The organism is Streptomyces sp. NPDC045470, assembly GCF_040646595.1.
Lineage (GTDB): Bacteria > Actinomycetota > Actinomycetes > Streptomycetales > Streptomycetaceae > Streptomyces.
The window spans coordinates 264,633-279,096 of sequence record NZ_JBEZAN010000008.1; the positions used below are offsets into that span (position 1 = coordinate 264,633).

11 protein-coding genes and 1 pseudogene are annotated in these 14,464 nt (G+C 74.1%); 11 read left to right on the forward strand and 1 reads right to left on the reverse strand.

Annotated elements, in window-relative coordinates; all coding sequences use genetic code 11:
• Positions 1-104 precede the first annotated feature (104 nt).
• Positions 105-1,625 (forward strand): 3-hydroxyacyl-CoA dehydrogenase, encoded by a 1,521-nt coding sequence (locus tag AB0A97_RS23695; protein ID WP_361153236.1) that lies wholly within the window; start codon positions 105-107, stop codon positions 1,623-1,625.
• 2 nt (positions 1,626-1,627) lie between these two features.
• The gene (locus AB0A97_RS23700) at positions 1,628-2,215 is read left to right on the forward strand and encodes a TetR/AcrR family transcriptional regulator (protein WP_361153238.1); all 588 of its coding nucleotides are present in this window, start codon (positions 1,628-1,630) and stop codon (positions 2,213-2,215) included.
• A gap of 64 nt (positions 2,216-2,279) precedes the next feature.
• Here the strand turns inward: AB0A97_RS23700 and AB0A97_RS23705 are convergent, their stop codons facing one another.
• Complete coding sequence (locus AB0A97_RS23705) at positions 2,280-2,771, reverse strand: Lrp/AsnC family transcriptional regulator (RefSeq protein ID WP_361153241.1); 492 nt, start codon at positions 2,769-2,771, stop codon at positions 2,280-2,282.
• Positions 2,772-2,998: 227 nt separating this feature from the next.
• On the opposite strand from AB0A97_RS23705, the gene pdhA reads away from it, so the two are divergent.
• The 9 genes and pseudogenes from pdhA to AB0A97_RS23750 all read left to right on the forward strand — a co-directional run bounded on the left by pdhA (position 2,999) and on the right by AB0A97_RS23750 (position 14,454).
• The gene (gene pdhA, locus AB0A97_RS23710) at positions 2,999-4,210 is read left to right on the forward strand and encodes a pyruvate dehydrogenase (acetyl-transferring) E1 component subunit alpha (protein ID WP_361153244.1); all 1,212 of its coding nucleotides are present in this window, start codon (positions 2,999-3,001) and stop codon (positions 4,208-4,210) included.
• Positions 4,207-5,241 carry an alpha-ketoacid dehydrogenase subunit beta gene (locus AB0A97_RS23715; protein ID WP_361153246.1) on the forward strand — a complete coding sequence of 345 codons (1,035 nt, stop codon included), beginning with the start codon at positions 4,207-4,209 and terminating at the stop codon, positions 5,239-5,241. Before pdhA ends, AB0A97_RS23715 begins: the two co-directional genes overlap by 4 nt.
• A complete protein-coding gene (locus tag AB0A97_RS23720; RefSeq protein WP_361153249.1) occupies positions 5,241-6,755 on the forward strand; it encodes a dihydrolipoamide acetyltransferase family protein in 1,515 nt (504 codons plus the stop codon). The genes AB0A97_RS23715 and AB0A97_RS23720 overlap by 1 nt, the downstream gene beginning before the upstream one ends.
• Before the next feature lie 162 nt (positions 6,756-6,917).
• Entirely contained in the window at positions 6,918-7,892 is a 975-nt protein-coding gene (locus AB0A97_RS23725; RefSeq protein ID WP_361153398.1) for an NTP transferase domain-containing protein, read from the forward strand.
• Between the two features lie 683 nt (positions 7,893-8,575).
• A pseudogene (locus AB0A97_RS23730) lies at positions 8,576-10,072 on the forward strand (molybdopterin molybdotransferase MoeA); the annotation flags it as partial.
• Between the two features lie 332 nt (positions 10,073-10,404).
• On the forward strand, positions 10,405-11,550 hold the full coding sequence (locus AB0A97_RS23735) for a potassium channel family protein (RefSeq protein WP_361153251.1): 1,146 nt from the start codon (positions 10,405-10,407) through the stop codon (positions 11,548-11,550).
• A 106-nt stretch (positions 11,551-11,656) separates the two neighbouring features.
• Positions 11,657-12,634, forward strand: a complete 978-nt coding sequence (locus tag AB0A97_RS23740; protein ID WP_361153254.1) for an NAD(P)H-quinone oxidoreductase — start codon at positions 11,657-11,659, stop codon at positions 12,632-12,634.
• A gap of 161 nt (positions 12,635-12,795) precedes the next feature.
• Positions 12,796-13,740, forward strand: a complete 945-nt coding sequence (locus AB0A97_RS23745; protein WP_361153257.1) for a hypothetical protein — start codon at positions 12,796-12,798, stop codon at positions 13,738-13,740.
• 147 nt (positions 13,741-13,887) lie between these two features.
• Positions 13,888-14,454, forward strand: a complete 567-nt coding sequence (locus tag AB0A97_RS23750; protein WP_174857193.1) for a bacterial proteasome activator family protein — start codon at positions 13,888-13,890, stop codon at positions 14,452-14,454.
• Positions 14,455-14,464: the final 10 nt, after the last annotated feature.

Sequence of the window (14,464 nt, forward strand, 5' to 3'; positions counted from 1 at the left end):
GCTGGGCACCATTTCGGCGACGGGGCTAGAGTAACCGAACGATCGGTCGGGGCAAGAGGGTCCGGCGAACCTGTGGACAACTCCGTCGGGGAGGATCAGCCGTCATGACAGCCATCGAAGCGGGCCGCACCGTCGCGGTCGTCGGCACGGGCACCATGGGCCAGGGAATCGCGCAGGTCGCGCTGGTCGCGGGCCACCCGGTGCGGCTCTACGACGCGCTGCCGGGCCGGGCCGCCGATGCCGCCGAGGCGATCGGACGCCGCCTGGACCGGCTGGTGGAGAAGGGCAGGATGGCGCCCGCGGAGCGCGCGGCGGCCCGCGCGCGCCTCACCCCCGCTTCCGCACTCCCCCAACTCGCCGACGCCGCACTCGTCGTCGAGGCGATCGTGGAGGAACTCGGCGCGAAGCAGGAACTGTTCGCCGCCCTGGAGGACGTGGTCGGCGAGGACTGCCTGCTGGCCACCAACACCTCCTCCCTGTCCGTCACCGCCGTCGCCGGCGCGCTCCGCCTGCCCGGGCGCTTCGTGGGCCTGCACTTCTTCAACCCGGCACCGCTCCTGCCCCTCGTCGAGGTCGTCAGCGGATTCACGACGGACGCCTCGGCGGCCACCACCGCGTACGAGACGGCCGCGGCCTGGGGCAAGACTCCCGTACGCAGCGCCGACACTCCCGGCTTCATCGTCAACCGCATCGCCCGCCCCTTCTACGCGGAGGCCCTGCGCGTGTACGAGGAGCGGGCCGCCGACCCGGCCACCGTCGATGCCGTGCTGCGCGGGTCCTGCGGCTTCCGGATGGGGCCGTTCGAGCTGATGGACCTCATCGGACAGGACGTGAACGAAGCCGTCACCCGATCGGTGTGGGAAGGCTTCTTCCGTGACCCGAAGTTCACGCCCTCACTGGCGCAGCGGCGCCTGGTGGAGGCCGGGCTGCTGGGCCGCAAGACGGGGCGGGGCTGGTACGACCACGCCGACGGCGCCCCCGGGCAGCAGCCGCACACCGCGCAGCCGTGCCCGGCACCGGCGGCCGTGACGGTGCACACGCAGCTCACCGGGCCGGCCGCCGTCCTCCAGGAGCTGATCGACGAGGCCGGCATCAAGGTCACCCGGGACGGCACGCCAGGGGAGCACCAGGGCTGCATCCGGTTGCCGGGCGGCGCCCGCCTGGCGCTGACCGACGGCCGCCCCGCCACCGGGGACCCGTCAGGTCCGGCGATCCGCTTCGACCTGGCGCTGGACTACCGGGCCGCGACCCGCATCGCCCTCGCGCCCGGCGCGGAGGCGTCCGAGCAGGACGTACGGGAGGCGGTCGGCCTCTTCCAGGCGCTCGGCAAGAAGGTGAGCGTCATCGACGACGTACCGGGCATGATCGTCGCCCGTACCGTCGCGATGATCGTGGACTTCGCCGCGGACGCCGAGGCGCGCGGCGTCGCGAGCCGCGAGGACATCGACACGGCCATGCGGCTCGGGGTGAACTACCCCGGCGGGCCCTCGGAGTGGGCCGCGCGCGTCGGCCGGCACTGGGTGTGCGACCTGCTGGAGACGCTGCGCCACCAGTACGCCGACGGCCGTTACGGACCGTCCCGGGCCCTGCGCCGCAGTTTGAAGCTGAACGGCCGGGTGCTCTAATCATGACCATGGCCAAGCGCGACACCTACACGCCCGATTCGCTGCTGTCGGTCGCCGTCGAGGTGTTCAACGAGCGCGGGTACGACGGCACCTCCATGGAGCACCTCTCCCGGGCGGCCGGTATCTCCAAGTCCTCGATCTACCACCACGTACGCAGCAAGGAAGAACTGCTGCACCGCGCCATAAGCCGGGCACTGGACGGGCTCTTCGGAGTCCTCCAGGAGCCCGGCGCGCGTACGGGGCGGGCCATCGAGCGGCTGGAGTACGTGGCCAGGCGCGAGGCGGAAGTGCTGATGGAGGAGCTGCCGTACGTGACGCTGCTGCTGCGGGTGCGCGGCAACACCGACACGGAGCGCTGGGCCATGGAGCGCCGGCGGGACTTCGACGGCGAGGTCACCGAGCTGCTCAAGCAGGCCGCCGCCGACGGTGACCTGCGCGCGGACGTGGACGTCCGGCTGGCGACCCGGCTGCTCTTCGGCATGATCAACTCGATCGTGGAGTGGTACCGGCCGGGCCGGGGCGGCTCGGCGAACAGTGACGAGGTCGCCGAGGCCGTGGTGCGGACGGCGTTCGCGGGGCTGCGGACCTGAGGCGGGGCCCCGGGCCGGCCGCCGACGTCCTGAGACGTCCTTCAGACGTCCCTGAACGGCGCGTCTAACTGCGCTCGGCCCCCAGATCGGTCTCCTCGAAGACGAGCAGGGTGCGGGTGCTGAGCACCTCCGGGATCGACTGGATACGGGTGAGGACCAGTTCCCGCAGCTCCTGGTTGTCCTTGGTGTGCACTAACAGCAGCACGTCGAAATCGCCGCTGACCAGGGCGATGTGCGCGGCCCCCGGAAGCTCGGTGAGCTGGGCGCGGACCGTGCGCCAGGAGTTCTGCACGATCTTCAGCGTGACGTAGGCGGAGGCGCCCTGCCCGGCCCGTTCCTGGTCGATGCGCGCGCTGAAGCCGCGGATCACTCCGTCGTCGATCAGCCGGTTGATGCGCGCGTAGGCGTTGGCGCGGGAGACGTGTACACGCTCGGCAACGGAGCGTATGGATGCGCGTCCGTCCGCCTGCAGCATGTTCAGGATCGCGCGGTCGATGGTGTCCAAGGGGCGGGCGGGGCGCTGCCCGCCACCGTTGGCCATCTGTTCGTCCGGCATACCGCCTCGCCTCCCCTGGATGGACACCCTGTCCTCATCTCAGGCTGTGGAGAACCGATTGTCCACAGGCTGAGCCCGCCTGTAGCCAAAATGTGCCGACGACCGAACAATCGGTAGGTGCGGGCCACTCGTCCGGTCCCTTCGTTCCTCTACCCGCCCGTCGTCCATCACCGACCCCCGCCAGGCGCTCCGCGCCACTCTTTCCGAAGTCCAAGGAGGTGCTCGTCATGACGGTTCTTGAGCAGCGCGGCAGCAGGAGGAGCGGGAGCTACTGGCCCGCACCGCCGCCCGCGTGGCGTCCCCGCGTGGACCCCGCGCCCCTCCTGCCCGACGCGGAGCCGTACCGGCTGCTGGGCACGGACGCCGCCGGCCGGATCGATGCCGGACTGCTGACGGACCTGTACGAGCAACTGGTGCGCGGCCGCCGCTACAACGCCCAGGCCACGGCCCTGACGCGGCAGGGCAGGCTGGCGGTCTACCCCTCCTCCACCGGCCAGGAGGCGTGCCAGGTCACCGCCGCGCGGGTGCTGAAGGAGCAGGACTGGCTCTTCCCCAGCTACCGCGACACCCTCGCCACCGTGGCCCGCGGCCTCGATCCCGTACAGGCCCTCACCCTCCTGAGGGGCGACTGGCACACGGGGTACGACCCGCACGAGCACCGCATCGCCCCGCTGTGCACACCGCTCGCCACCCAGCTCCCGCACGCGGTGGGCCTCGCGCACGCTGCGCGCCTGAAGGGGGACGACGTGGTGGCGCTCGCACTGGTGGGTGACGGCGGCACCAGCGAGGGTGACTTCCACGAGGCGCTGAACTTCGCCGCGGTGTGGCAGGCCCCGGTGGTCTTCCTCGTCCAGAACAACGGGTTCGCGATCTCCGTACCGCTCGCCAAGCAGTCCGCCGCACCGTCCCTCGCCCACAAGGCCGTCGGGTACGGGATGCCGGGCCGTCTGGTGGACGGCAACGACGCGCCCGCGCTGCACGAGGTGCTCGGCGAGGCGGTGGAGCGGGCGCGCCGGGGCGGGGGACCGACGCTCGTGGAGGCGCTCACGTACCGCATCGAGGCGCACACCAACGCCGACGACGCCACCCGCTACCGCACCGAGGCCGAGGTCGAGGAGTGGCGTCAGCACGACCCGATAGCCCTGGTGGAGCGGGAGCTGACCGAGCGCGGCCTGCTCACCGACGACTTCGTGCAGCGGACCCGGGACGGCGCCGAGGAGCTGGCCGCCGGACTCCGGGAGCGGATGAACCAGGACCCGGCCCTGGCCCCGATGGACCTGTTTGCGCACGTCTACGCCGAGCAGACCGCCCAGTTGCGTGAGCAGGCGGCGCAGCTCCGGGCCGAGCTGGAGGCCGAGGCGGCGGACGCCGAGGGCGACACCGGAGGGGATACCGCCGGCGGGACGGCGCGCGGCGCGGCTGAGGAGGAGCGGACATGACGGCGACAGCGGCGGAGGCCGGACGCAAGCCCGCCAGCATGGCGCAGGCGCTGAACCGCGCGCTGCGCGACGCGATGGCCGACGATCCGGCCGTCCATGTGATGGGCGAGGACGTGGCGGAGCTGGGCGGGGTCTTCCGGATCACCGACGGCCTGGCGAAGGAGTTCGGCGAGGAGCGCTGCGGCGACACCCCGCTCGCCGAGGCGGGCATCCTCGGTACGGCGGTCGGTATGGCCATGTACGGGCTGCGGCCGGTCGTGGAGATGCAGTTCGACGCCTTCGCCTACCCCGGGTTCGAGCAGCTCATCAGCCATGTCGCCCGGATGCGCAACCGCACCCGGGGTGCCATGCCGCTGCCGCTGACCATCCGCGTCCCGTACGGCGGCGGCATCGGCGGCGTGGAGCACCACAGCGACTCCTCCGAGGCGTACTACCTCGCCACCCCCGGGCTCCAGGTCGTCACCCCGGCGACGGTCGCCGACGCGTACGGGCTGCTGCGGGCGGCCATCGCCTCCGACGACCCGGTGGTCTTCCTCGAACCGAAGCGCCTGTACTGGTCGCGCGCCGACTGGTCCCCCGACGCCCCGGAACCGGTGGCCGAACTGGGCCGCGCCGAGATCCGGCGGACCGGGCGCAGCGCCACGCTGATCACGTACGGACCGTCGCTGCCGGTCTGCCTGGAGGCGGCCGAAGCGGCCACGGCGGAGGGCTGGGACCTGGAGGTCCTCGACCTGCGCTCGCTGGTGCCCTTCGACGACGAGACGGTCTGCGCCTCGGTACGGCGTACGGGCCGCGCGGTCGTCGTGCACGAGTCCAGCGGCTTCGGCGGCCCCGGCGGGGAGATAGCCGCGCGCGTCACGGAGCGCTGTTTCCACCATCTGGAGGCGCCGGTGCTGCGGGTCGCGGGCTTCGACATCCCGTACCCGCCGCCCATGCTGGAGCGCCACCACCTGCCGGGCGTCGACCGGATCCTGGACACCGTCAGCCGCCTCCAGTGGGAGTCGGACTGGGCCGAGGGGAGCGGTGACTGATGGCCGTGGTCCGTGAGTTCACGCTGCCCGACCTCGGAGAGGGCCTGACCGAGGCGACGGTGGTGCGGTGGCTGGTCGAGGTCGGCGAGGTCGTCGCCGTCGATCAGCCGGTGGTCGAGGTGGAGACCGCGAAGGCGCTGGTGGACGTGCCGTGCCCGTACGGGGGTGTGGTCACCGCGCGGTTCGGGGACGAGGGGGCGGAACTGCCCGTCGGGTCGCCGTTGCTGACGGTGGCGGTCGGGTCGCAGGCGCCGGGCGCCGGGCAGGCAGGGGCCGCCGAGGAGGGCGCGGGTGCGGGGGAAGCGAGTGGTGAGGCCGGTGGGGACGCGGGGGCCGGTGCGGGTACGGGTGCGGCCGAAGGGTCGGGGAATGTCCTGGTCGGGTACGGCACGAGTGCAGCGGCGGCGCGTCGGCGACGGGTCCGCCCCAGCGCGGGTGCCGGGGCGGCCGGGGGACCGGGTGGGGCCTCGGGCGCGGGGCGAGGCGGGGCTTCGGGGCCGAAGGACGTACGGCGGGGTGGTGCGGCGGCCGGTCCGGTGCCGGTGATTTCCCCGCTCGTCCGACGGCTGGCGCGGGAGCACGGGCTGGACCTGCGGGAGATACGCGGGTCGGGGCCGGAGGGCCTGATCCTCCGTACGGATGTGGAGGTGGCGGTACGGGCGCGGGCGGCCGGAGCCGGGACCGGGGCCGTGACCGAGGCTGGAGCCCGGGCCGGGGCTGGGGCTCGGCCCGGCGTCGGGCTCGGGGCCGTCGGTGGTGAGGGCCGGCCGTCGGCCGTGTCGGGGAGTGCGGCCGGTGCGGTGACGTCCGTGGGGCTTCCCCCGGAGGCCGAGCGCATACCGCTGCGGGGCATGCGGGGCGCCGCGGCGGAGAAGTTCCGGCGCAGCCGTCAGGAGATCCCCGACGCGACCTGCTGGGTGGACGCCGACGCCACGGAACTGCTCGCCGCGCGGCGGGACATGAACGCGGCCGGTGGGGCGAAGGTCTCGCTGCTCGCGCTGCTGGCCCGTGTCTGTACGGCGGCGCTCGCGCGGTATCCGCAGCTCAACGCCACCGTCGACCTGGCGGCCAACGAGATCGTTCGGCTGCCCGCCGTGCACCTGGGCTTCGCGGCGCAGACCGATCGCGGACTGGTCGTGCCGGTCGTACGGGACGCGCACCGCCGTACGGCCGAGGGGCTGTCCGCCGAGATGGCCCGGCTGACCGAGGCGGCCCGGACCGGTCAGCTCGGCCTGGCCGAGCTGACCCACGGCACCTTCACCCTCAACAACTACGGCGTCTTCGGCGTCGACGGCTCCACACCGATCATCAACCATCCCGAAGCGGCGATGCTGGGGGTGGGCCGAATAACGGCGAAGCCGTGGGTCCACGAGGGGGAGTTGGCCGTACGCCAGGTCGTGCAGCTGTCGCTCACCTTCGACCACCGGGTGTGTGACGGAGGTACGGCGGGCGGGTTCCTGCGGTTTGTCGCGGACTGTGTGGAGCGGCCGGCGGTGTTGTTGCGCTCGGTGTGAGCGGGCCCGGTCGGTGATCGGGACGCTCCCGGCGATACTCATGGAGTGACCGACCACCAGACCGCGCACGGCAAGGACCCGCACGACCAGGACCCGCACGGTCAGAGTCCGTACGACCAGGGTCCGTACGGCCAGGGTTCGCACGATCAGCGTCCGTACGACGTGATCGTTCCGGCCGGGGGCGCTGCCCGGCGGCTCGGCGGGGTGGACAAGCCCGCGGTGTCCGTCGGGGGACGGCCGTTGCTGGACCGGGTGCTCGACGCCTGCGCGGACGCGACGACCGCGGTTGTCGTCGGGCCCGCGAGGCCCACCGTGCGGCCGGTCGTGCACGCCCGTGAGGAGCCGCCCGGTGGCGGGCCGCTGGCCGCGCTGGACGCCGGGCTGCGGCACAGCACGGCGCCGGTGGTGCTCGTGCTCTCCGCCGACCTGCCGTTCCTGACCGGCGTGACCGTACGGGCCCTGCTCGCGGCGGCCGCGCAGGACGGGGCCGACGGCGCCCTGCTCCGGGACACGGAGGGCCGGGACCAGCCGCTGGTCGCCGCATACCGGGCGGAGCCGCTGCGCCGGGCGCTGGACGGCGTACGGGCCGAGCACGGCGCGCTCACCGGGCTGCCGTTGCGCGCGCTGACGGGGCGGTTGGCGCTGCGCCGGGTGCCGGATCCGACGGCCGCGGCGTCCTTCGACTGCGACACCTGGGAGGACATCGAGGCGGCACGCGCCCGCATCAGGGAGCATGGAACCGTGTTGGACGAATGGATCACCGCAGCCAAGGCCGAACTGGGCATTGAACTCGATGTCGACACGGCGGCCCTCCTCGACCTCGCGCGCGACGCCGCGCACGGTGTGGCCCGGCCGGCGGCGCCGCTGACGACGTTCCTGGTCGGTTACGCCGCCGCCCAGCAGGGCCGGGACGTGTCGGCCCTGGCGGAGAAGGCGGCCGCGCTGGCCAACCGCTGGGCCGCCGAGGCCGCCGGAGGCACCGGGACCGCCGAGAACACCGGGGCCGCCGGGAACCCCGGGGCCGCTGAGGTCACCGGGAAGGCCGGGAGCGCTGGGAGCACCGGGGCCGCCGGGACTGCCGGTGCCACGCCGGAGGCGGCACCCGAGGCCGAGCCGGAAGCGAAGCCGGCGGAATGACCGACGGGGAGTTCGACGACGCGCTGGCGCTGGCCAACGGCGGCCCGGTCGAGATGCCGCGCCGCGACGCTCACCGGCCGCCGGGCCACGACGCCGACGCTCAGCGTGCGCCGGGCCGGTACGACGACGGTCGGCGTGGGGAAAGCCGCTACGACGACGGCCGGCGTGGGGAAAGCGGCTACGACGGCGACCGGCGTGAGCGGAGCCGGTACGACGACGGGCGCTCGGGGTATCGCGGTGCCGGTTCTGGTTCCGGTGCCGGCCGGGCGCCGGAGCACGGTGACGGGTACGCGAACAGGAACGAGTACGGGCACGGGTACGGGTACGGGTACGGGGGCGAGCCCGCTTCCGGTGCCGTGCCCGCGCCCGTGCCCGCGCCCGCTTCCGGTGCCGCTCCCGCTCCCGCTCCCGCCTCCGGTGGTGACCGTTACGCGCCGGTCTTCGACGACGGTTACGCGTGGATCTTCGAGGAGCGGGAGCCGACCCGGGAGACCGGCAGGGGAGGACGGGCGCCGACGGCCGGTACGGGGCTGGACGACGACACGCGCCGGGGCCCCTACACCCCGTGGGACGCCGCCCCGCCCTCGGGAGCGCACGAGCCGCCGCACGCCCCTGGCGGCGCGCCCGATCCCCCGTCCGCGCCCGTGCCCCGGACTTCACCTTCGACGCGCCCCTCCTCACCCGTGCCGCCCCCACCGGCGGCCGGCCCCGGCGCCCCCGGTTGCTCCGGCGATCCCCATCGCCCCGGCGCCCCCGACCACCCCAGCGCTCCCGCCGGCCTCAGCACCACCACCGACCCCAGCGCACCCACCGTCCCCTGCAACCCCACCGACCCCCGCACCCCCACCCGCGACATCCCCGACCACCACGGCCGACGCACCCAGCACGACCACCCCGCGCCCACCTCATGGCGCACGGCCCGCAGGATCGCCGCCCGTGCGCCGTACGGCCCGCTGCCCCCGGTCGTCTGCCCGCTGGGCAGCGCGGCGCTCGGCCGTACCCTCGCCGAGCCGCTGGTCGCGCTCACCGACCTGCCGTCCTTCGACACCTCCGCGATGGACGGCTGGGCGGTGGCCGGGCCCGGCCCTTGGCATCTCGCCGCCCGTACCCGCCCGGATGAGCGCGAGCACGGCATCCTGGCCGGTCACGAGCCGTCCGAAGGCGTGGCCGACGGTGACGCGGTGCCGATCGCCACGGGCGCGCGCATCCCGCCCGGCGCCACGGCCGTACTGCGCAGCGAACACGGCGAGGTACGCGTCCGGCCCACCGGCGGCGCGCAGTTGTACGCGCCCGCTCCCGTACCGCACGGTCAGGACATCCGGCCGCGCGGGCAGGAGTGCCGCCGTGGCGACCAACTCCTGCCCGCCGGTGCGCTGGTGACCCCGGCCGTGCTGGGCCTGGCCGCCGCCGCGGGGTACGACGCGCTGGCCGCGTACGCCAGGCCGCGCGTGGAAGTTCTGGTGCTCGGTGACGAGTTGCTGAGTTCCGGGCTGCCCGGTGAGGGCCGCATCCGGGACGCGCTCGGCCCGATGATCACCCCATGGCTGCGGGCGCTGGGCGCTGAGGCCGGGCCGCCCCGCCACCTCGGGGACGACGCCGAGGTGTTGTACGACGCCCTCGCGTCCTCGGAGGCCGATCTGGTGATCACCACCGGGGGTACGGCGTCCGGGCCGGTCGACCATGTCCACCCCACGCTGCGCAGGCTGGGGGCGGAGATTCTGGTGGACGGTGTGGCGGTACGCCCCGGCCACCCCATGCTCCTCGCCCGTATCCCGGACCACCCGGACCACCCGGATCATCCGAACGATCCGTGCAAACCAGGCCACCCGGCCCCCGGCCGTCTCCTCGTCGGGCTGCCCGGCAATCCCCTGGCAGCCGTGTCGGGCCTGCTCACCCTGGCGGAACCGGCACTGCGCACGCTCGCCGCCCGCCGTCGGCTGCCCTCCTACCGGGCACCGCTGACCGCCGACGTGCCCGGCCACCCGCACGACACGCGGCTGGTTCCGGTCGCCTTCCGGGACGGCGCGGCCGACGAGGAGGACGGCGGCGCGGTCGTACCGCTGCGTTTCAGCGGGCCCGCCATGCTGCGCGGCATCGCGGCGGCCGACGCGATGGCGGTCGTACCGCCCGGCGGCGCGGAACGGGGTGACGAGGTCGAACTCCTCGACCTGCCCTGGACGGCCGACGGGACGGCGGACGCGGTGACGGGCTGGGCGCCCGAGGCACCCGCCCCGCCCGCCACACCTGGCGCGTCCCCCCGGCCCACCTCCTCCGTCACGTCTGGCGTATCTCCCCAGCCCACCCCTTCCGTCACGCCTGGTGCATCCCCCCAGCCCGCCCCCTCCGACGCCCCCGACACCGGGGTCCGTCCCGGTTCCGGCACCACCCCAGACCCGCGCTCGAACGTTTCCGCGCCCCGGCCACCGGCCAACGCTCCAGAAGCCACCCCACCGGGCCCCACCCCACCCACCCCCTCACCCGGCCCCACCGACCCGACCGGCGGAGGCGCCGCGTGAAGCTCCCCACCCACGACGCCGCGGCGCGCGAGATCCCCGAGGAGTCCAGCCACCGCGTCGTGCTGCCCCGCCGCACCCCGGTGGCGCCGCTGCGCCAGGTCGCGCGCCGGCTCCTGATGGCCCTGCTCGTGCTCGTCGCGACGGTGGCCATCGTCTGGGTCGACCGCGACGAGTACCACGACAACGCCAACGGCTCCGTCGACTTCCTCGACTGCGTCTACTACGCCACCGTCACGCTCTCCACCACCGGTTACGGCGACATCGTCCCGTACGGAGACGGCGCGCGGCTGCTGAACATCCTGCTCATCACGCCCCTCCGGGTCCTCTTCCTGATCATCCTGGTCGGCACCACGCTCGAAGTCCTCACCGAGCGCACCCGCGAGCAGTGGCAACTGAACCGCTGGAGAAACGCCTTGCGCGACCACACCGTCATCGTCGGATTCGGCACCAAGGGCCGGTCGGCGGCCCAGACCCTGCGCGCGACGGGCCTGACCCGCGACCGCATCGTCATCGTCGACCCGAGCCCCAAGGTCATCGACTCGGCGGTGGCCGAGGGCTTCGCGGGCGTGGTCGGCGACGCGACCCGCAGCGACGTCCTCGTACGGGCCGAGATCCAGCGGGCCCGGCAGGTCGTCATCGCCACCCAGCGCGACGACACGGCCGTCCTCGTCTCGCTCACCGCCCGCCAGCTCAACAAGAAGGCCAACATCGTCGCGGCCGTACGGGAGGAGGAGAACGCGCCGCTGCTGCGCCAGTCCGGCGCCGACATGGTCATCACCTCGGCCAGTGCCGCCGGCCGGCTGCTGGGCCTGTCGGTGCACAGTCCCAGCGCCGGTACGGTCCTGGAGGACCTGATCCAGCAGGGCAGCGGGCTGGACCTGATCGAGCGCCCGGTGGTGAAGGCCGAGGTCGGCAAGTCGGTACGGGAGACCGACGACCTGATCGTCTCCGTGCTGCGCGGGCACCGGCTGCTCGGGTACGACGATCCGGCGGCCAGCCCGTTGCAGGCCGCGGACCGGGTGATCACCATCGTCCGGGCGGCGTCCGCGGAACAGCAGGACGGCCCGACCAAGCCCGGCGTGAAGCCGATGATCCCCGGTACGGGGGTGTCCTCGATGGCGCCGGTGCGCCGCGACGACTAGGACGAGCCCCCAGCCCGAGCCCCCGAGCCCCCGAGCCCCGCCTCCTTCGCCTGCCTGCCTCCCCGCCTCCCTCCACCGCCCCGGGCGGCGGAGTAGCCTCGCGGCCATGCGTGCGATCACCATTCCCGAACCCGGCGGTCCCGACGCCCTCGTATGGGCGGAGGTGCCCGACCCGCAACCGTCCGAGGGGGAGGTCCTGGTCGAGGTGGCGGCCACGGCCGTCAACCGCGCCGACCTCCTCCAGCGCCAGGGCTTCTACGACCCGCCGCCCGGCGCGCCCCCGTACCCCGGCCTGGAGTGCGCCGGGCGCGTCAAGGCCCTCGGCCCGGGGGTCAGCGGCTGGTCGGTCGGCGACGAGGTGTGCGCGCTGCTGGCGGGCGGCGGGTACGCGGAGCAGGTCGTCGTCCCGGCGGGCCAGCTACTGCCCGTACCGAAGGGCCTCGACATGGCCGCCGCGGCGGCGCTGCCCGAGGTGACGTGCACCGTTTGGTCCAACGTCTTCATGATCGCCCACCTGCGGCCCGGCGAGACGCTGCTCGTGCACGGCGGCTCCAGCGGCATCGGCACGATGGCGATCCAGCTCGCCAAGGCCGTCGGCGCCCGGGTGGCGGTCACCGCGGGCAGCGCCGACAAGCTGGCCCGCTGCGCCGAACTGGGCGCCGACATCCTCGTCAACTACCGGGACCAGGACTTCGTCAAGGAGGTGCGCAAGGCCACCGAGGGCAAGGGCGCGGACGTCATCCTGGACATCATGGGTGCCAAGTACCTCGGCCCGAACGTCAAGGCGCTGGCCACCAACGGACGGCTCGCGATCATCGGCCTCCAGGGCGGCGCCAAGGGCGAGTTGCATCTTGGCGCGCTGCTGGCCAAGCGCGGTGCCGTCACCGCCACCTCGCTGCGTGGCCGTCCGCTGGCCGAGAAGGCGTCGATCGTGGCGGCGGTACGCGAACACGTCTGGCCGCTGATCGAGAACGGCCGGGTCAAGCCGATCGTGGACCGTACGCTGCCGATCGCGGAGGCCGCCGAGGCGCACCGGGTCGTGGACGCGAGCGGCCACGTGGGCAAGGTCGTCCTGACGGTCTGAACCCACCTCCTCCCGGGCCGCGCCATCATCCCCCGGCCGTACGCCCGCTACGCCCGAGATGCCGCTGACCACCCTCCGTGTGACGCTGAGGTGATCAGGCGACGACTCCGCAGGCCCGGGAGGTCATGGGCGTGACTTCGGAACGCGTGACCCCGGAACCCATGGCCCCGGGACCTGTGGCCGCGGCGCTGCGGCAACGGCGGCGGCCGTACCGCCCCCGCCTGCACCGGGACGGCCCCCGCCCGCACCGGGCCCGCCCCCGTCCGAACCGGGACCGCCCCTGGCTACAGCGGGCCCGCCCCCGTCGGTTCCGCCTCCGTCTCGCCTCCGGCCTGCTGCTCTGCACCGCCACGCTGCTGCCCCTTCTCCACGGGACCGCATCGGCGGCCACGGCAGCGGGCACGGCCGCTCACGCCGTTCTCCGCAGCGGTGACGCCTCCGGCCACAGCCCTGCCCCCGATACGGGCCGGAGCACTCCCGCCCCTGCTCCCACCCGTAGCCCCAGCCGTCACCACCACCCCCACACCGACTCGCACCACAGCAACCCGCACTCCAATCCCCACTCCACCCCCCACCCCGCCCCCGACCCCCTGACCGAGCTCGAACAGGCCAACCCCCTGAGCCCTCTCCTCCCGGTCCCGCTCGGCCCCCTGCTCGGTTCCGGTCCGGGCCCCGCCCACCCGGCCCTCCCGTCGGAGCCGCACCCGTCCACCCCGAACGCCGCCCCCTCGGCCGCCGCGGGCGCCACGGACGGCCGTGTGTCCCGTCCCCCGTCCCCAGCCGCCACCTCGCAACGCCCTGGAGCGGCCTCTCCCGCCCCCGCGGCCACCCGACGGGGTGATCTGGCCGGACGCCTCGCCCGCCGCCCCTACGTGCCCCTGCCGCCTCTCCAGGCCCCCGCTCCGACGGCGACCGCCGCCCGGACGCACGGTCCTTCCCGCTACGCGCCCGGCGCGGTGCCCGGCGCCGCCTCCGCCGCGTCCCGGGCCCCGTACGCCGACTCCGGTACGGGCAGCGGCGTCCACCGGGTCCTGCCACTGGGCGCCGGCATGGCGCTGACCGGGCTGGGCCTCGGTTTCATCGCCCTGCGCCTGAGACGCTCCTGAGCCCGGCCCGGCGCCCGCCTCGAGATCACCCCCGTACGCCTCAAGATCACCCCGCACTCTCCCCGAAGCCCGTCCGGCCCCGGAGGTTGGATCACCTTTCTCCCGGGGCACAACCGTTCCTGGTCGGCTGTACGAGAGAATGGCGGCATGGATATGCCGATGAACGAACGGTCGCAGGAGAGCCCGCACGTCCTGGTGGTCGGCCCGGACGGAATGGCTCTCGGCAGCGCCGGCTCCGGGGGCGGGGACGGCGACGACGAGTCCCGCGAGGTTCCCGTGACGGACATGGTCGAACAGCCCGCAAAGGTCATGCGCATCGGCAGCATGATCAAGCAGCTTCTCGAAGAGGTGAAGGCGGCGCCGCTGGACGAGGCGAGCCGGGTGCGCCTCAAGGAGATCCACTCCAGCTCGGTCAAGGAGCTGGAGGACGGCTTGGCGCCGGAGCTGGTGGAGGAGCTGGAGCGGCTGTCCCTGCCGTTCACCGACGACTCGGTGCCCACGGACGCGGAACTGCGGATCGCCCAGGCCCAGTTGGTCGGCTGGCTGGAGGGCCTGTTCCACGGCATCCAGACCGCGCTGTTCGCCCAGCAGATGGCGGCCCGCGCCCAGTTGGAGCAGATGCGCCGCGCGCTGCCGCCCGGTGCGGTGCCGGCCGACGACATGGAACAGCCCAACCCCGGCCAGGGCGGCGCCCGCTCGGGTCCGTACCTCTGAGCCGCCCGGC

Coding starts and splice junctions, on each gene's coding strand:
- AB0A97_RS23750 (WP_174857193.1), top strand. CDS start 13,888: ATGGATATGCCGATGAACGAACGGTCGCAGGAGAGCCCGCACGTCCTG.
- AB0A97_RS23700 (WP_361153238.1), top strand. CDS start 1,628: ATGACCATGGCCAAGCGCGACACCTACACGCCCGATTCGCTGCTGTCG.
- AB0A97_RS23745 (WP_361153257.1), top strand. CDS start 12,796: ATGGCCCCGGGACCTGTGGCCGCGGCGCTGCGGCAACGGCGGCGGCCG.
- AB0A97_RS23695 (WP_361153236.1), top strand. CDS start 105: ATGACAGCCATCGAAGCGGGCCGCACCGTCGCGGTCGTCGGCACGGGC.
- AB0A97_RS23715 (WP_361153246.1), top strand. CDS start 4,207: ATGACGGCGACAGCGGCGGAGGCCGGACGCAAGCCCGCCAGCATGGCG.
- pdhA (WP_361153244.1), top strand. CDS start 2,999: ATGACGGTTCTTGAGCAGCGCGGCAGCAGGAGGAGCGGGAGCTACTGG.
- AB0A97_RS23705 (WP_361153241.1), bottom strand. CDS start 2,771: ATGCCGGACGAACAGATGGCCAACGGTGGCGGGCAGCGCCCCGCCCGC.
- AB0A97_RS23720 (WP_361153249.1), top strand. CDS start 5,241: ATGGCCGTGGTCCGTGAGTTCACGCTGCCCGACCTCGGAGAGGGCCTG.
- AB0A97_RS23740 (WP_361153254.1), top strand. CDS start 11,657: ATGCGTGCGATCACCATTCCCGAACCCGGCGGTCCCGACGCCCTCGTA.